This is a genomic window from Pseudomonas sp. BLCC-B112 (assembly GCF_028550695.1).
GTDB classification, from domain to species: domain Bacteria; phylum Pseudomonadota; class Gammaproteobacteria; order Pseudomonadales; family Pseudomonadaceae; genus Aquipseudomonas; species Aquipseudomonas danubii.
On the sequence record NZ_JAQQGK010000004.1, the window covers coordinates 420,736 to 437,177 of the forward strand.

Annotated in this window: 13 protein-coding genes; 8 read left to right on the top strand and 5 right to left on the bottom strand. The window is 63.5% G+C overall.

Features of this window, described 5'->3' with window-relative positions; translation table 11 throughout:
- The first annotated feature begins 17 nt into the window (after positions 1-17).
- The 3 genes from PQT43_RS13160 (at position 18) to PQT43_RS13170 (ending at position 4,499) form a co-directional block, all read left to right on the top strand.
- On the top strand, positions 18-1,073 hold the full coding sequence (locus PQT43_RS13160) for a HEAT repeat domain-containing protein (protein WP_102879593.1): 1,056 nt from the start codon (positions 18-20) through the stop codon (positions 1,071-1,073).
- 256 nt (positions 1,074-1,329) lie between these two features.
- Positions 1,330-2,832, top strand: a complete 1,503-nt coding sequence (locus PQT43_RS13165; RefSeq protein WP_102879594.1) for an ATPase domain-containing protein — start codon at positions 1,330-1,332, stop codon at positions 2,830-2,832.
- Positions 2,829-4,499: a response regulator gene (locus PQT43_RS13170; protein ID WP_110595584.1), complete on the top strand. Its 1,671-nt coding sequence runs from the start codon at positions 2,829-2,831 to the stop codon at positions 4,497-4,499. Before PQT43_RS13165 ends, PQT43_RS13170 begins: the two co-directional genes overlap by 4 nt.
- Positions 4,500-4,507: 8 nt before the next feature.
- On the opposite strand, the gene PQT43_RS13175 is transcribed toward PQT43_RS13170, so the two are convergent.
- The 5 genes from PQT43_RS13175 to PQT43_RS13195 form a co-directional block, all read right to left on the bottom strand.
- Complete coding sequence (locus PQT43_RS13175; protein ID WP_011061530.1) at positions 4,508-4,885, bottom strand: response regulator; 378 nt, start codon at positions 4,883-4,885, stop codon at positions 4,508-4,510.
- Between the two features lie 78 nt (positions 4,886-4,963).
- A complete protein-coding gene (locus PQT43_RS13180) occupies positions 4,964-6,160 on the bottom strand; it encodes a hybrid sensor histidine kinase/response regulator (protein WP_102879596.1) in 1,197 nt (398 codons plus the stop codon).
- Positions 6,154-6,759, bottom strand: coding sequence for a chemotaxis protein CheB (locus PQT43_RS13185; RefSeq protein WP_102879597.1), 606 nt, complete (start codon positions 6,757-6,759; stop codon positions 6,154-6,156). Before PQT43_RS13185 ends, PQT43_RS13180 begins: the two co-directional genes overlap by 7 nt.
- Positions 6,756-7,598: a CheR family methyltransferase gene (locus PQT43_RS13190; protein WP_222933699.1), complete on the bottom strand. Its 843-nt coding sequence runs from the start codon at positions 7,596-7,598 to the stop codon at positions 6,756-6,758. Before PQT43_RS13190 ends, PQT43_RS13185 begins: the two co-directional genes overlap by 4 nt.
- Positions 7,571-11,065: a response regulator gene (locus tag PQT43_RS13195; RefSeq protein WP_272754068.1), complete on the bottom strand. Its 3,495-nt coding sequence runs from the start codon at positions 11,063-11,065 to the stop codon at positions 7,571-7,573. The genes PQT43_RS13190 and PQT43_RS13195 overlap by 28 nt, the downstream gene beginning before the upstream one ends.
- Positions 11,066-11,318: 253 nt before the next feature.
- On the opposite strand from PQT43_RS13195, the gene PQT43_RS13200 reads away from it, so the two are divergent.
- From PQT43_RS13200 to efeO, 5 genes are all read left to right on the top strand, one after another.
- Positions 11,319-11,678 (top strand): response regulator, encoded by a 360-nt coding sequence (locus tag PQT43_RS13200; RefSeq protein WP_272754069.1) that lies wholly within the window; start codon positions 11,319-11,321, stop codon positions 11,676-11,678.
- Between the two features lie 85 nt (positions 11,679-11,763).
- Entirely contained in the window at positions 11,764-13,062 is a 1,299-nt protein-coding gene (locus PQT43_RS13205; RefSeq protein ID WP_272754070.1) for a glycosyltransferase, read from the top strand.
- 180 nt (positions 13,063-13,242) lie between these two features.
- On the top strand, positions 13,243-14,148 hold the full coding sequence (locus PQT43_RS13210) for an AraC family transcriptional regulator (protein WP_102865190.1): 906 nt from the start codon (positions 13,243-13,245) through the stop codon (positions 14,146-14,148).
- A 220-nt stretch (positions 14,149-14,368) separates the two neighbouring features.
- Positions 14,369-15,217, top strand: coding sequence for an iron uptake transporter permease EfeU (gene efeU, locus PQT43_RS13215; RefSeq protein WP_272754071.1), 849 nt, complete (start codon positions 14,369-14,371; stop codon positions 15,215-15,217).
- Positions 15,218-15,227: 10 nt separating this feature from the next.
- Positions 15,228-16,427: an iron uptake system protein EfeO gene (efeO, locus tag PQT43_RS13220; protein WP_272754072.1), complete on the top strand. Its 1,200-nt coding sequence runs from the start codon at positions 15,228-15,230 to the stop codon at positions 16,425-16,427.
- Positions 16,428-16,442 lie beyond the last annotated feature (15 nt).

The window sequence follows — 16,442 nt, forward strand, 5'->3', positions numbered from 1 at the left end:
AGCTTCCGGATTCCTGCATGCCCCTGCCCCGTCGCTACCTGCTGATCAGCCTGTTGCTCGTTATCGCCCTGGCCCTGGCCTGGACCTTTCTGCGCAGCAGCCCGCCAGCGGTTCCCGAGGCGATCAAGCATGGCTACGGCCCGGCCCTGGAGAAAGCCCGCAACGGCCAGCCGGGCGCAGCACGGGTGCTGTACCAGCAACTGGCGCGCCCCGACCTCAATGACCAGCAGCGCACCCGCCTGCTGGCGGTATTGCCCAACTACCCCAGCCCCCAGGCCCTGAAGCTGGCGGACGCCGACCTCTATCACCCCTCGCCCGAGGTACGCAAAGCCGCGATCAAGAGCGTGCTGGGCCTGGTTCCCAGTGGCCAGCGCAGCCTGCTGCTCGGCCCCTTGCTCGACGATCACGAGCAAAGCGTGCGCTTTGCCGCGGTAGACGCCCTGCTCGGCCTGAGCCCGGATGACCAGGGCCTGTACTTCGGCCCGCTGCAGCAGGTGATCGACGAATACACCCAGGTGCTCAAGACCCGGGGTGACGACGTCGAGGCCCAATACCAACTGGCCCGCCTGTACCTGCACAACGCCAACCTGAGTAAGGCCCAGCAGACCCTGGAACAGGCCCTGCGCCTGGCGCCGGACAACCTGCAAGCGGTGGTGCTGCAGATCGAAGTGCTGGACAAGCAAGGCCAGAGCGACGCCGCCCGCCAGTTGCTGGCCAAGCAACTGCAGGCCCAGCAAGACTCCGCCTACCTGCAACATGCCCTGGGGCTCTGGCTGCTGCACCACGGCCAGGGCGAATTCGCCCTGCTGGGCCTGTCACGGGCGGTGGAACTGGAACCCAACAACGCCGCCTACCGCTACGACCTGGCCACCACCCTGCACAGCCAGCAGGAGCTGGAAGCGGCGCAGAAGCAACTGGAGGAAATCGTCCAGCGCCAGCCTTACAACCGCAAGGCGCGGGTGCTGCTGATCAACTATTGGAAAGAGAGCGGCCAGTTGCAGAACGTCCAGGTGTTGCTGGCCCAGCTGGAACAGCAGAACCCCGACGACCCGGCCCTGCAGCAGGGCCTGTAGCCGCTGCCGAGCCTGCGAGGCTGCGAAAAGGCCCGCAGGGCCTTGCCTGGCGATCCCCAGCCAAACCTTTGCCGCCCTCAAGATCCCCGCGCCTGCTGCGTCGGCATGCCGCCCAAGCCGTTCGCAGCCTGCGGCAGCGGCTACACAACAAAAGGTTGAACCGTGGCAACGGTAGACGGTCAAGTGATTTATCAGCGATATCAAGGCGTTCGTCGCCATCGCCGATCACCTGGACCTATATGTGCGAGGGCATTGTTTGTCGACCTCATCTGCGTTGCTCAGCGAAAAAGCCGCCACTGGCGTCGAAGGCCTGGACGATATTCTCTCTGGAGGATTATCACGCAGCCATGTATTCCTGCTGGAAGGCGAACCCGGCACCGGCAAGACCACCGTGGCCTTGCATTTTCTGCGTGCCGGCGCCCTGGCCGGTGAGCGCTGCCTGTACATCACCCTCTCGGAAACCGAGCGCGAACTGCGCCAGGGCGCCCAGTCCCACGGCTGGCAGCTGGACCACAACATCCACATCTTCGAGCTGACCCCACCGGAAAGCCTGCTCAACGCCGAGCACCAGCAAAGCCTGCTGTATTCCTCGGACCTGGAGCTGGGGGAAGCCACCCGGCAGATCTTCGACGTGGTGGAACGGGTCAAGCCGACGCGGGTGGTGCTCGACAGCCTCTCGGAAATCCGCCTGCTGGCCCAGAGTTCCCTGCGCTACCGGCGACAGATCCTGGCGATCAAGCACTACTTCGTGCGCTATGACGCCACCGTGCTGCTCCTGGACGACCTGACCACCGAATCCCTGGACAAGACCGTGCACAGCGTGGCCCACGGGGTGATCCGCCTGGAAGAGCTGACCCCCAGCTACGGCGCCGAGCGCCGGCGCGTCCGGGTGGTGAAATACCGTGGCCAGAAGTACCGCGGCGGCTTCCATGATTTCACCATCATGGGCGACGGGGTCCATGTCTTCCCAAGGCTGGTGGCTGCCGAACACCGGGGACGCAACGAGCGCCTGACCCTGACAAGCGGCATTGCGGAAATGGACGCGCTCCTGGGAGGCGGCATCGAAAGCGGCTCCAGCACCCTGATCCTCGGCCCCGCCGGTACCGGCAAATCGCTTATTTCGATGATCTTCGCCGCGGCCGCCGTGGCCCGGGGCGAGAAAGCCGCGCTGTTCATCTTCGACGAAGAGCTGGGGCTGCTGTTGGAACGCATGCGCAACATGGGCATCGACCTGGAGGCCCTGCAAGCCACCGGCAATCTGGTGATCGAGCAAGTGGACGCCGCAGAACTGTCCCCGGGGGAACTGTCCTACCGGGTCCGACGCTGTGTCGACCAGCAACGGATCAAGACCGTGGTGATCGACAGCATCAACGGCTACCAGGCGGCCATGCCCGAGGAAAACGCCCTGGTGCTGCACATGCACGAACTGCTGCTGTACCTCAACCGCCAGGGCGCCGCGACCTTCATGACCGTGGCCCAGCATGGCCTGGTGGGCGACATGCAGGCCCCGGTGGACATCACCTACCTGGCGGACACCGTGGTCCTGCTGCGCTACTTCGAGGCCCTGGGCAAGGTGCGTCGGGCCATCTCCATCATCAAGAAACGCACCGGCAGCCACGAATCCACCATCCGTGAATACCGCATCGGCGCTCGCGGCTTGACCATCGGCGAACCCCTGGAAGCCTTCCAGGGCGTACTGCGCGGCGTGCCCACCTACCTGGGCGAAAGCAAACCGCTGCTTCGGGACGAGGGGCGATGACCCAGGACCTGGCATTTTCCGAACGCGCCCTGGTGCTTACGCCCCACGGCCGTGACAGCCAGCTGGCGCAGATGATGCTCAACGAGGCGGGATTTCGCAGCCTGATCTGCCCGGACCTGCCGGCCCTGTGCGCAGAGCTGGAGCACGGTGCCGGGCTGGTGATCATCGCCGCCGAGGCTTTGCGCGGGGTCGACCTGGCCCCCCTGCTGCGCCATCTGCAACAACAACCGGCCTGGTCCGACCTGCCCATCGTGCTGCTGACCCAGCACGGCGGTCCGGAGCAGAACCCGGCCTCAGGCTTCAGCGTGCCCCTGGGCAACGTCAGCTTCCTCGAACGGCCCTTCCATCCGGCCACCCTGATCAGCCTGGTCAGCGCCGCCCTGCGCGGACGCCGTCGCCAATACGAAGCCCGGGACCGGCTGATCGACCTGAGCCAGAGCGAACTGCGCCTGCAATGCACCCTGGAAACCCTGGAACAGCAGGTGCAAGAGCGCACGGCGCAACTGCGGCACAACGAGGAAGCCCTGCGCCAGTCGCAAAAGATGGAAGCCGTGGGCCAGCTCACTGGCGGCATCGCCCATGACTTCAACAACATGCTCACCGGCATCATCGGCAGCCTGGAGCTGCTGCGCCGGCGCCTGGCCCGGGGCCGCACCGAAGACCTGGACCGACTGATCGACCTGGGGGTCACCTCGGCCAATCGCGCCGCCGGCCTGACTCATCGCCTGCTGGCCTTCTCCCGGCGCCAGTCGCTGGACTCCAAGCCAGTGGAAATGAATGCCCTGGTGACGTCCATGGGCGAACTGCTGCAACGCAGCCTCAGCGAAAGCATCCAGCTGGACATGCAGCTGTGCCCGCAACTGTGGGTCGCCGAGGCCGACCCCAACCAGCTGGAAAGCGCCCTGCTCAATCTGGTCCTCAACGCCCGGGATGCCATGCCCAATGGCGGCCGGCTGCTGGTGGAAACCCTCAATCAGCACCTGGGCCCGGACTTCACCCAGGCCCACGACAACCTCGAACCCGGCGACTACGTGCTGCTGCGAGTCAGCGACAACGGCTGCGGCATGCCCGACGCCATCATCCATCGGGTGTTCGACCCCTTCTTCACCACCAAGCCCATCGGCCAGGGCACCGGGCTCGGGCTGTCGATGATCTATGGCTTCAGCAAGCAGTCCCACGGCCACGTGTCCCTCAACAGCACCCTGGGCCGGGGCACCGAGGTCAGCCTGTACCTGCCGCGCTATCGGGGCAGTGCGGAGCTGGATGAACAGCCGCTGGAGCACCAGTCGGGCACCGCACAGAACGGCGAGACGGTGCTGATCGTCGAGGATGATCCGGCGGTCCGGGTGCTGGTCAGCGCGGTACTCGGCGAGCTGGGCTACGCCTTTGTCGAAGCCGGCGACGCCCGCAGCGCCATGCCGATCCTCGATTCGGGGCAACGCATCGATCTATTGATCAGCGATGTGGGCTTGCCGGGCATGAACGGCCGGCAACTGGCAGAGATCGGGCGGCAGATCCGCCCGCAACTGAAAGTCCTGTTCATCACCGGCTACGCCGAGCACGCTGCCGCCCGGGGCGGCTTCCTCGACCCCGGCATGCAACTGATCACCAAGCCCTTCACCTTCGACCTGCTGACCGCCAAGGTGCAGGAGATGATCCGCGACTGAGGACCGGCTCAAGCCAGCAGTTGCTGGATCTGCTCCTGCAGGCTGTTGAGGTCGAAGGGCTTGGCCAGGATCGGTGCCTTGCGGGTGATGGGGCTGCCGCATTCGAGGATTTCGTTGGGATAGCCGCTGATGAAAATCACCTTGAGGTCCGGGCGCAGCTTCACTGCCGGCTCAGCGATCATCACCCCGGTAATGCCGCCGGGCAGCCGGTAGTCGGTGATCATCACATCCAGGTGCGGCTTGCTGGCCAGGATCTCGAACGCCTGCTCGCCATTTTCCGCCTGGAGTACCCGGTAGCCCAGGCCCGACAGATAGTCGGCCAGCAGCATCAGGATGACGGGTTCATCTTCGACGATCAGTACGACGTCTTGTGCATCTTCACTCATGGAAAACCTTTGCTCGATCAATTGCTGCTGTTACGACCATTGGGTCACGCAGAGGTTGCGTGAGCATTACGCTTTTAGTCATTCGTCGGTCGTCGACAAGGGCAGGCTCACGCGAAACAGCGCGCCCTCGCCAATCCGGCTTTCAACACTGATGGTGCCGCCATGGGCAGTGACGATCTGCTCGGAAATAAACAGCCCAAGCCCAAGGCCCGCCGCCACGTGGCTGGCGCTGACCCGCTCGAACTGCTGGAAAATTCGCTTCTGGTTCTCTTCGCTGATGCCAATCCCATGATCGCGCACCTCGACCCGGGCCTCGCCGTCCTGGGCATAGACCCGGACTTGGATGGGGCTCTTGGCGCCGTAGCGCAAGGCATTGGTCAGCAGATTGGAAATCACCTGTTCGATGCGGAATTCGTCCCAGTGGCCTTGCAACGGCTGCTCGGCTTCCAGGCTCAGGGACGATTGCGCAGCTTCCACCTGGGGCGCGAAGTTTTCCACCAACCCGCGTACCAACTGCGCCAGGTCAAACCGGGACGGGCGGATCGACAGCTTGCCAGTGCGAATCCGCGAGATGTCCAGCATGTCTTCGATCAGGCGGATCAGGCTTTTGATCTGGCGCTCGTCGCGATCCACCATGGCGTGCATCTTGTCCAGGCTGAAGGCGGCAGCGTTCTCCCGGGCCAGGTGCATCTTGCGCAGCTGGGTTTCCAGGATCAGGCCATTGAGGGGCGTGCGCACTTCATGGGCGACGATGGACATGAAGTCATCGCGCATGCGCACCGCCTGCTCCAGCTCGTTCTGGGTGGCCTGAAGCTTGTTGAGCAACGCCTCCTGCTCACGCCGGCTCTGCTCCAGGGCCTCGACCTGCTGCTTCATGGCCTTGCTCTGGCGGTACAGGTCGACGAACACATTGACCTTGCTCTTCACCGCGTGGATGTCCAGGGGCTTGTGCAGGAAGTCCACCGCCCCGCTCTCGTAGCCCTTGAAGGCGTAGTTGAGCTCGCGTCCGGCGGCACTGACGAAAACGATGGGGATGTGCTTGGTCTTCTCGGTGCCGCGCATCAACTCGGCCAGCTCGAAGCCATTCATGCCCGGCATCTGTACATCGAGGATGGCCATGGCGAACTCATGCTGGAGCAGCAGCGACAAGGCCTCGTCGGCCGACAGCGCCTTGTACACCAGGCGGTCCTCGCGCTTGATCAGCGCTTCCAGGGCCAGCAGGTTCTCCGGCAGATCGTCGACGATCAGCAGCTTGGCTTGAATAGTACTTAACATGAGGTTCGTTCCAGCTCGGCAAGCAGACGGCTGATGCCGCGCAAAGGGAGAATGTAATCCGGTTGCTGCAGGGCCAGGGCCGCTTCCGGCATGGTCGCAACCTGGGCTTCGCGGGGGTCCTGGACAATGGTCAGGCCGCCCTGGCGCTTGATCTGCGCCAACCCCCAGGCGCCGTCCTGGTTGGCCCCGGTCAGCAGCACGGCGGCCAGGCTATTGCCGTAGGCATCCGCCGCGGATTCGAACAGGTAGTCGATGGCGGGACGGGAATGGTGCAGCCGCTCCTCCTGGCTCAGGGACAGGCTGCGGTCCTGCTCCACCGACAAGTGATAACCGGGGGCAGCGAAGTACAAGGTACCGGGGACTATCTGCTCCTTGTCCTCAGCCTCCTTCACCGACAGCGCCAGGCGCCGGTCGAAGATGTCCGCCAACTGGCTGCGACGCTCGTCCGGCAGATGCAGGACCACGATCACCGGCAGGCGAAAGTCCTGGGGGAAGTCACTGAACAGATTCAACAACGCCTCCACGCCACCGGCGGATGCGCCCACCACAACGGCCTCGACCCGTGGCCAGAGGTTGTGTCCGGCAGTCTGCTGGTTCATGTCTTGCGGTAGATCCGTTCTTGTTTGACCAAGGGTTCGAAGTGCTTGCCGTAGGCAGAAAAGTCCAGGGTCTCCTTGCTGCCCAGCACCAGGAAACCCCGATGGCAGAGCGACTCATGGAACAGTCCGAAGGCCCGATCCTGCAATTTTTTATTGAAGTAAATCAATACGTTACGACATGAAATCAATTGAGTTTCCGAGAATACGCTGTCGGTCGCCAGGCTGTGGTCGGCGAAGGTCACGTTCTCCCGCAGGCTCTTGTCGAAGATCGCGTAGTCGTAGGCTGCGGTGTAGTAGTCGGCAAAGGAACGCTGGCCGCCGGCCTGCTGGTAGTTGTGGGTGTAGGCCCGCACGTTCTCCAGGGAGAAGATGCCTTGCTTGGCCTTCTCCAGGGAGCTGGGATTGATGTCCGTGGCATAGATGATGGTGCGCTCCAGCAGCCCTTCTTCGCGCAGCAGGATGGCCATGGAATAGACCTCTTCCCCGGTGCTGCAGCCGGCGATCCAGATCTTGATCGACGGGTAGGTCTTGAGCAGCGGCACCACCTCCTGGCGGATCGCCAGGAAGTGCGACGGGTCGCGAAACATCTCGCTCACCGGAATGGTCAGGAACTGCAGCAATTGCATGAACGCCGTCGGGTCGTGCAGCACCCGCTCCTGCAGCGCGGAAATGGTCTTGCACTCGAACTGACGCAAAGCGTGGTTGACCCGGCGCTTGATCGAAGCACCGGAATAGTCGCGGAAGTCGTAGCTGTATTTGAGATAAATAGCTTCGATCAGCAAACGCAGTTCGATCTCGGTATTACGCTCCACTAAATTCTTTCCATCTTCGGCAGCCATACGCGGATAAGGGAAAACAGCCGGTCAAGGTCAATGGGCTTGGCCAGGTAGTCGTTGGAGCCGGCCTGCAGGCAGCGCTCCTGGTCATCCTTCATGGCCTTGGCGGTCACGGCGATGATGGGCAGCTTGCGCCAGCGCGGGTCCTTGCGGATCTGCACCGTGGCTTCGAAACCGTCCATCTCCGGCATCATCACGTCCATCAGCACCAGGTCGATATCTTCGACTTCATTGAGTCTGGCGATGGCTTCATGGCCGTTACGGCCGATCACCACCACCGCGCCCTTGTGTTCCAGGGCGCTGGTCAAGGCAAAGATGTTGCGCACGTCATCATCCACCAGGAGGATCTTGCGCCCCTCGAAGACCTTGTCGCGGCTGCGGGCGGTCTTGAGCATCTTCTGCCGCTCATGGGACAACTGGGATTCGACTTTGTGCAGAAACAACGTCACTTCATCCAGCAGGCGCTCCGGCGAGCGGGCGCCCTTGATGATGATCGAACGGGAATACTTGCGCAGCTCGGTCTCTTCATCCCGGGTCAGGTTGCGCCCGGTATAGACGATCACCGGCGGGAAGGAGCAGATGTCCTCGGTGGACATGCGCTTGAGCAGGTCGTTGCCGAGCATGTCCGGCAGCTTGAGGTCGATGACCATGCAGTCGTAGACATTCTCGCGCAGCAGGTCCAGGGCATCCTGGGCCAGGCCCACGGCGGTGATCTCGATATCGTCGTCGCCGATCAGCCGGGCAATGCTGTCGCGTTGCAGGTCGTCGTCCTCCACCAGCAGCACGCGCTTGACCTTCTGCGTCAGCTTGGCTTCCAGGCGGGCGAAGACGTCCTTGAGCTCCTCGCGGGTGGTGGGTTTCACCGCGTAGCCCACGGCGCCCATGTGCATGGCCGCTTCCACCCGGTCTTCCACCGAGATCACGTGCACCGGGATGTGCCGGGTCTGGGCATGTTCCTTGAGGCGTTGGAGCACGGTCAGGCCGGAATGGTCGGGCAGGCGCATGTCCAGCAGGATGGCGTCCGGGATGTACTGCTCGGCCAGGCTGTAGCCCTCGTCGGCGCCATGGGCCACCAGGCAGTGGTAACCCAGTTCGTGGGCCAGATCGAAGAGGATATGCGCAAAATTCGGCTCATCTTCCACCACCAGGATGCAGCGGCTGCTGAATGGGGCCTTGTCCCGGTCATCGGCAAAGCGCGGGATCTCACTGCCAGGCACTTCAGTCACCGGCAACGGCGCACTGGGTGCAACAGGCGCCGCCACCGGCATCATTGCAGGCGCTGGCGCCAGCACCGGCTCGGCCGCCTCGCTGTACTGCTCTGGCAGCACCAGCGTGAAAATGCTGCCCTGCCCCGGTTCACTGCTGACGCTGATGGAGCCCCCCAGCAAGGTCGCCAGATCCCGGGAGATCGACAGCCCCAGGCCAGTGCCGCCATAACGCCGGTTGGTGGTGCCGTCGGCCTGGCGGAAGGCTTCGAAAATGCTTTCCTGCTGGTCCTGGGCGATGCCGATCCCCGAATCCTGCACGACAAAGGCGATACCGCCCCCCGGCTGAGCACCAACGCTCAGGCTGACCTGGCCCCTTTCGGTGAACTTGACCGCGTTGGACAGCAGGTTCTTGAGTATCTGTTCGACCCGCTGGCGATCCGTGAACAGCCTCTGTGGCGCCCCCGGTTGCAGCTCCACCTTGAAGGCCAGGCCCTTGTCCGCGGTCAACGGCTGGAACAGGCTGCGCAGACCGTCCACCAGGCGCGGCACGCTGGCATTTTCCGGACGCACTTCGAGCTTGCCCGCCTCGACCTTGGAGATATCCAGGATGTCATTGATCAGGTTCAGCAGGTCGTTGCCGGCGGAATAGATCGACTCGGCGAACTTGACTTGCTCGGCAGTGAGGTTCTCCTGGGGGTTTTCCGCCAGCAACTTGGCCAGGATCAACGAACTGTTGAGCGGTGTGCGCAGTTCGTGGGACATGTTGGCGAGGAATTCGGACTTGTACTTGCTGGAGCGCTGCAGTTCTTCGGCGCGCTCTTCAAGCTGGGTCTGCGCCTCGTTCAGCTCGCTGTTCTTGCGGTCCATGGCGTCGCGCTGCTCGGCCAGGATCTGCGCCTGCTCGGCCAACTGCTCGTTGGTCTGTTCCAGTTCCACCTGCTGCGTCTCCAGGTGCACCTGGGACTCCTTGAGAATCCGCGACTGCTCCTCCAACTCCTCGTTGGCGGTCTTCAATTCTTCCTGCTGCACCTGCAACTCTTCGTTGAGCTGCTGGGTTTCGGCCAGCACTTCCTGAAGGCGCTGGCGGTAGCGCGCGGCTTCGATGGAGGTGCCGATATTGCCGGCAATCAGCTCCAGCAACTCCACATCGCGATCGCTCAGCGCCCGCAGGAAGCCCAGCTCGATCACGCCATTGACCCGGTCGTCATCACGGGTCGGCACCACCAGCACGCTGCGCGGCGCGCCCTCGCCCAGGCCGGAGCTGACCTTGAAGTAATCCGCCGGCACATCGTCCAGGCGGATCAGGCGCTTGTGCTGCGCGGCCTGGCCCACCAGGCCCTCATCGCCATACAGCGACTGCTCTTGTTGCTCCTGCTCACGGGAAAATCCATAAGAAGCCACACGCTTGAGGCCGCCGTGCTCTTCGCGGACATACAACGCCGCCACCGGCGTCCCCAGGTAGTGGGCGCAGAACTGGAGGATATTGCGCCCCAGCAGGTTCAGGGTCAGTTGGCCGAGCATCTGTTCGGCCAGTTCGGTCTGGCCGTTGCGCAGCCAGGCCTGCTGTTCCAGGCGCTGGGCGCTGTTTTCCTGGGCCTCGAGGTTGTCGCTGTAGCTTTTGGACAGCGCCAGCAGATCCCGACGCCCGACATAGGCCAGCAAGCCGCTGATGCCCACCACGAACAACAGGTACAGGATCACGCTGAAAATGGTGGTGCGGCTGACGCTCTCATTACGCTCCAGGCGCAACTGCTGCTCCATGCCCACCCCATCCTCGTATTCCTTGCGGATCTCGTCGGTCAGGCGCTTGCCCCGCCCGGCCTGCACCGCGCCACGGTAGTCGCCGTTCTGCCGACGCAGCTCGATCATGCTCAGGGAGAAGTTGTTCCACTCCAGCTGCAGGGCTTCCAGGCGCTTGAGGCGGTCGACCTGCTGCGGGTTGTCGGCGACCAGATCACGCAGCCCATTGAGCTCGCTGAGGATGCGTGGCTTGGCCACTTCATAAGGGTCGAGGAAATGCTCATCGCCGGTGATCAGGAAACCGCGCATGCCGGTTTCCAGGTCGATGGTCAGGCGCGCCGCCTCATTGAGATTGTTGATCACCCGGTCAGTGTGCTGCACCCACTGGATGACCGAGAGCAGGTAGGTGATCAGGGACACGAAAAAAACCGCGCTGAGCACGCCTACACCGAGGGGCAGGCTGATGTTGCGGGTCAGCAGCTTGCGAAAACTCTGTTCATCAACCGATGACGGACGGATCATTTGATGGACCTTGGCGCAGGAAAAAAAACGAAGTTTGCCCCACATTCGGCCATCGCAGCTATTTTTTATAACCCATGGGTTCACAACTGCGATTGGACCTGCCCTGGGACAAGGGAAGCGGTTATTCTTGCCGGCGCTTGTACAACAGCCTTTTTCTGTACAGCTTCGGGAACTTGTGGCCAGTCGCCACTTACTGATGCACAGGGCCGCCTGTCGCAGCGCCCCGTACCACCCATTTCTTGAGAGAGTCCCTATGCCCGCCAGCGTCTCCACCATCCTAGTCGTCGAAGACGATGCCATCGTGCGCATGCTGATTGTCGATGTTCTCGAAGAGCTCGAATTCAGCGTCCTGGAGGCTGATGGCAGTTACGCCGCGCTGAGCCTGCTGGAAGACCCGCAACAGACCATCGACCTGCTGATGACCGATGTCGGCCTGCCCGGCATGAACGGCCGTGAACTGGCCGAACGCGCCCGGCAACTGCGTCCGCACCTGCCGGTGCTGTTTGCCAGCGGCTATGCCGAGTCCATCGACGTGCCCGCCGGCATGTCGGTGATCGGCAAGCCCTTCTCTATCGACCAGTTGCGGGACAAGGTGCGCAGCATCCTCGGTTGAGCCCGGCAGCGGCCTGATCCGCCGCTGGCGCGCTGTGGTTTAATGGCGGCCTTTTTTTGCCCTTGCCTGCCAGGAATCGCCCCTCATGAGTCCCACCGCCGCAACCAAAGTCCTGATCATTGGTTACGTCTGGCCCGAACCCCGCTCCTCCGCCGCCGGCGGGCACATGATGCAGATCCTCCAGAGTTTCCTCGACCAGGGCTGGGAGCTGACCTTCAGCAGCCCGGCCAAAGAGGGCGAACACAAGGAGGACCTGACGGCCCTGGGTATCCGCGAATGCCCGATCGAACTCAACAACAGCAGTTTTGACCGCTTTGTCGCCGAACTGGCCCCGGACATCGTGCTGTTCGACCAGTTCATGATGGAGGAACAGTTCGGCTGGCGGGTCGAGCAACACTGCCCGAATGCCCTGCGGGTCCTGGAAACCTCGGATTTGCAATGCCTGCGCCATGCCCGGCATCAGCGCCTCAAGGACCACCTCAAGGCCTGCGCCGATGAAGATGACTTCAGTGCCCTGTTCACCCAGGCAGCGACAGAAGAATTCCAGCACATGGCCGAGACCGACCTGGCCAAGCGCGAGATCGCCGCCATCTACCGCTGCGACCTGAGCCTGATGATCTCCGAGGTGGAGATCGAGCTGCTGGTGCAGCAGTTCCGCCTGCCTCCGGCGCTGCTGCACTGGTGCCCCTTGATGCTGGAACAACTGCCGCAGGACTTCCCGCCCTTCGAACAGCGGGCGCACTTCCTCAGCATCGGCAATTTCCGCCACGCGCCGAACTGGGACGCCGTGCTCTGGATGAAAAACCGCGTGTGGCCACTGATCCGCCAGCAACTGCCCGGCGCCCAGTTGCACCTGTATGGCGCCTACACCCCGCCCAAGGCGGCAGCCCTGCACAACCCGGCCCAGGGTTTTTACATCATGAACTGGGCACAAGACGCGCTGCAGGTGATGAGCGCCGCGCGGATCTGCCTGGCGCCCCTGCGTTTTGGCGCCGGGATCAAGGGCAAGCTGCTGGACGCCATGCTCTGCGGCACGCCCAGCGTCACCACGCCGGTGGGCAGCGAATCCATGTCCCAGGATGGCCTGCCCTGGCCGGGCGCGGTGGCCGAATCGGCCAGCGCCCTGGCGACCGCGGCCGTGCGCCTGTACCAGGACCAACAGTTGTGGGAACAGGCCCAGACCGATGGCCGGCGGTTGCTTGAGGCGCGCTACCGCCAGCAAGTCCACGGCCCGGCGCTGATCCAGCGCCTGCAAGACTGCCGCCAGCACCTGGAGCAGTTGCGCCGGGACAACTTCACCGGCGCCATGCTGCGACACCACCATCACAAGAGCACCCAATACATGGCGCAATGGATCGAAGCCAAGAACCGCCCTGCCCCATGACCCCCTGCTCCTACGGGCGAGACACGCAAACTCCCTGTAGGAGTCGGCTTGCCGGCGAAGAGGCCCGCAAGCCCTGCATCGCCCTCAAGGACCTCTTCGCTGGCAAGCCAGCTCCTACTGGTGCGCGGGCGGGGCACAAGGCATTATCAGCGCGGCCAACAACAAGAACAGTCCCGCGCCATGAGTCGAACCGGCAAGATCAGCGACCCCTCCTACGAGTTGATGGACGACCATAACGGCCTGTCGATCATCTATCGCCAGCACGGCTTCCCCTGCCCCCTGGTGCGCTGGCACTTCCACAAGGAATACGAACTGCACCTGATCGTCGCCAGCTCCGGCAAGGTGTTCATCGGCGACTACATTGGCAACTTCTATCCGCAGACGCTGTTCCTGACCGGCCCCAACCTGCCCCACAACTGGATCAGCCAGGTGGCCGAGGACGAGGTCGTGGCCAAGCGCGACATGCTGGTGAACTTCACCGACGAACTGTTCGACAGCGGCAGCCAGGTGTTCACCGAACTGAAGAACCTCAGCCCACTGCTGGAGCGGGCGCAATACGGTATCGAGTTCCGCTGCAAGCACACCATCGCCCAGGCCCTGCCCCTGATGCAGCGCATTGCCGATTCCAGCGGCATCACCCGCCTCGGCCACTTTTTCATCCTCATGGAACTGCTGGCGGCCTGCGACGACTATCAACTGCTGTCCGGCGCCACCCGCGTGCAGCTGGCGGATGAACACAGTGTCGACCGCACCAACCGTGCCGTGGACTACATCTTTGCCCACTACGCCCGAGAGCTGCCCCTGGAGGAAGTGGCCCAGTACCTGGGGATGAAGCCCACCTACTTCTCCCGGGTGTTCAAACAGGCCACGGGGCGCTGCTTCATCGAGTTCGTCAATCGCCTGCGGATCAGCAAATCCTGCGAACTGCTGGCCGATGGCGACAAGCCGGTGACCGACGTGTGCTTCGAGTCGGGATTCAACAACATCTCCAACTTCAATCGCCGCTTCCAGCAACTCAAGGGCATGACCCCTTCCCATTACCGCCGCCTGGCGGTGCAACGCCTGACCGAGCAGAACCTGGGCTGATCGCCCCGCCCCGTAGCAGTTGGCTTGCCAGCGAAGGCGCTCCAACGTCCTGCACAAGACTCAGGGGCCCCTTCGCCGGCAAGCCGGCTCCTGCAGAGCGCGAACACTGGTAAATAAATCTCGTTCAGCCTAGGTTCAGCAGATGTCAATGATCTTCATTTGGCAATGAGTATCATTATGTTACAAGTTAGCTCCCTACCCATTGCCCCGCCGGTGCTGAATGCTTGTTCCATTTCTGATCATGCTGCGCGAAGGGATTGAAGCCGCGCTTATCGTTGGCATCATCGCCAGTTACCTGAAGCAGACCGGCCGTGGCCAGTGGATGCCCGCGGTGTGGATCGGAGTGTTTCTCGCCGCGGCCCTGGCCCTGCTGGTGGGCGGCGGCCTGGAACTGATGAGCGCCGAATTCCCGCAAAAGCAGCAGGAACTCTTCGAGGGTATCGTCGGCCTAGTGGCCGTAGGCATCCTCAGTTCCATGGTGTTCTGGATGCGCAAGGTGGCGCGCTCCATCAAGCACTCCCTGCACGCCTCCCTGGACCAGGCCCTGGCCGGCTCCCGGCATCAGGTCGCCGCACTGATTGCCATGGTGTTCTTCGCCGTCGCCCGGGAAGGCCTGGAAACCGTGTTCTTCCTGCTGGCGGTGTTCCAGCAGAGCGAAGGCCCGGGCGCGCCGCTCGGCGCCCTGCTGGGGCTGATCGTGGCGATCATCGTCGGTTTCCTGATCTATACCGGCAGCATGCGCCTGAACCTCGCCGCCTTCTTCCGCTGGACCGGGCTGTTCATCCTGGTGGTGGCCGCCGGCATCCTCGCCAACTCGGTGCAGGCCCTGCATGAAGCCGGGGTCTGGAACCACCTGCAGAGCGTGCTCTTCGATGTCAGCGCCAGCCTGCCCATGGATGGCCCTTTGGGCTCGGTGCTGGCCGGCATGTTCGGCTACCAGGACGCCCCCACCCTCAGCACCTTAGGCGCCTATGTGCTGTACCTGGGCGTGACCCTGGTGCTGTTCTTCCTGCCCGGTGGCGCCCCGGCCAAGGCGCCCGGCTCAGCATCTTCCGTTTCCAGTCAGTAAGGCTCCCTCAATGACCCAGCAAGCCTCTCCCCAGGCCTCGCCGCCCCGCGCCTTGCGCTGGGCGGTTGCCGGCTCGGTGATCGTCATGATCGCCGCCGGCGGGCTGTTCTATTACGCCTCGCAATGGGCCGCCAGCAAGCGCCAGGCCCACCAGGGCGAAATCACCGTGACCCTCCATCCCCACAGCTGTGAGCCCAACGCGCTGACGGTGCCGGCAGGCCACGCCAGCTTTCGCATCGTCAACCGCTCGGACCGAGCCGTGGAATGGGAAATCCTCGATGGCGTGCTGGTGGTCGAGGAGCGGGAGAACATCGCTCCGGGCCTGAGCCAGGTGATCAACGCCACCCTGCAACCGGGTGATTACGCCATCACGTGCGGGTTGCTGAGCAATCCGCGCGGCACCCTGCACGTGACCCCGACCGCGCAGTCCGAGGCCCAGGCCAAGGCCCGGCCTTCGATGGTGGCCTTTATCGGCCCGCTGGCGGAATTCCGGGTTTACCTGAGCACCCAGGGCAATGCCCTGATCAAGGCGGTGAACGCTCTGCAACAGGCCATCGATGCCGGTGACCTGAAGCAGGCCCAAGCCCTGTACCTGCCGGCCCGCGCCGCCTACCAGCAACTGGCCCCGGCCGCCCAGCGCCTGGCCGAGCTGGACAACGCCATCAACGCCCGCGCCGACTATTTCGAACAGCGGGAACAGGACCCGGGCTTCAGTGGCTTCCACCGCCTGGAATACGGCCTGTTCCAGAAACGCGACCTGGCCGGCCTGGCTCCGGTCGCGAAGCAGCTGTCCAGCGACGTCTCGCGCCTCAAGGAGCAACTGCTGGCCCAAACCCTGCCGCCTGAACAACTGGTGAGCATCGTCGCACGCAACCTGCGCAGCCTTGCCGACCTGCGGGCCAGCAGCGGCGAGGAAGAACGCTACAGCCACAGCGACCTCAACGGCTTTGCCGCCAACCTGGCAACCACCCGCAAGGTCATCGACCTGCTGCGCCCCTTGCTGGCCAAGTCCGCTGCCCGGTTGTTGCCCCAGGTCGACAACGCCGCCAATGCACTGGACACCCGGCTCGCCAGCCTGCGCGACGGCGCCGGTTACCTGGACTACGACAAGGTCAGCGCCGCACAACGCAAAGAGATCGCCGACAAGGCCAAGGCCCTGGCCGACGCTCTCGACGCCATCGATCCCGCACTCGGCCTCTCCGGCCTGTAACCAGACGAGTTTTCA

Excerpts from the sequence above, each read along its gene's own strand:
- PQT43_RS13185 (WP_102879597.1), bottom strand. The coding sequence starts at position 6,759 with ATGAACCAGCAGACTGCCGGACACAACCTCTGGCCACGGGTCGAGGCC.
- PQT43_RS13170 (WP_110595584.1), top strand. The coding sequence starts at position 2,829 with ATGACCCAGGACCTGGCATTTTCCGAACGCGCCCTGGTGCTTACGCCC.
- PQT43_RS13180 (WP_102879596.1), bottom strand. The coding sequence starts at position 6,160 with ATGTTAAGTACTATTCAAGCCAAGCTGCTGATCGTCGACGATCTGCCG.
- efeU (WP_272754071.1), top strand. The coding sequence starts at position 14,369 with ATGCTTGTTCCATTTCTGATCATGCTGCGCGAAGGGATTGAAGCCGCG.
- PQT43_RS13200 (WP_272754069.1), top strand. The coding sequence starts at position 11,319 with ATGCCCGCCAGCGTCTCCACCATCCTAGTCGTCGAAGACGATGCCATC.
- PQT43_RS13175 (WP_011061530.1), bottom strand. The coding sequence starts at position 4,885 with ATGAGTGAAGATGCACAAGACGTCGTACTGATCGTCGAAGATGAACCC.
- PQT43_RS13205 (WP_272754070.1), top strand. The coding sequence starts at position 11,764 with ATGAGTCCCACCGCCGCAACCAAAGTCCTGATCATTGGTTACGTCTGG.
- PQT43_RS13160 (WP_102879593.1), top strand. The coding sequence starts at position 18 with ATGCCCCTGCCCCGTCGCTACCTGCTGATCAGCCTGTTGCTCGTTATC.
- PQT43_RS13190 (WP_222933699.1), bottom strand. The coding sequence starts at position 7,598 with ATGGCTGCCGAAGATGGAAAGAATTTAGTGGAGCGTAATACCGAGATC.
- efeO (WP_272754072.1), top strand. The coding sequence starts at position 15,228 with ATGACCCAGCAAGCCTCTCCCCAGGCCTCGCCGCCCCGCGCCTTGCGC.
- PQT43_RS13210 (WP_102865190.1), top strand. The coding sequence starts at position 13,243 with ATGAGTCGAACCGGCAAGATCAGCGACCCCTCCTACGAGTTGATGGAC.
- PQT43_RS13195 (WP_272754068.1), bottom strand. The coding sequence starts at position 11,065 with ATGATCCGTCCGTCATCGGTTGATGAACAGAGTTTTCGCAAGCTGCTG.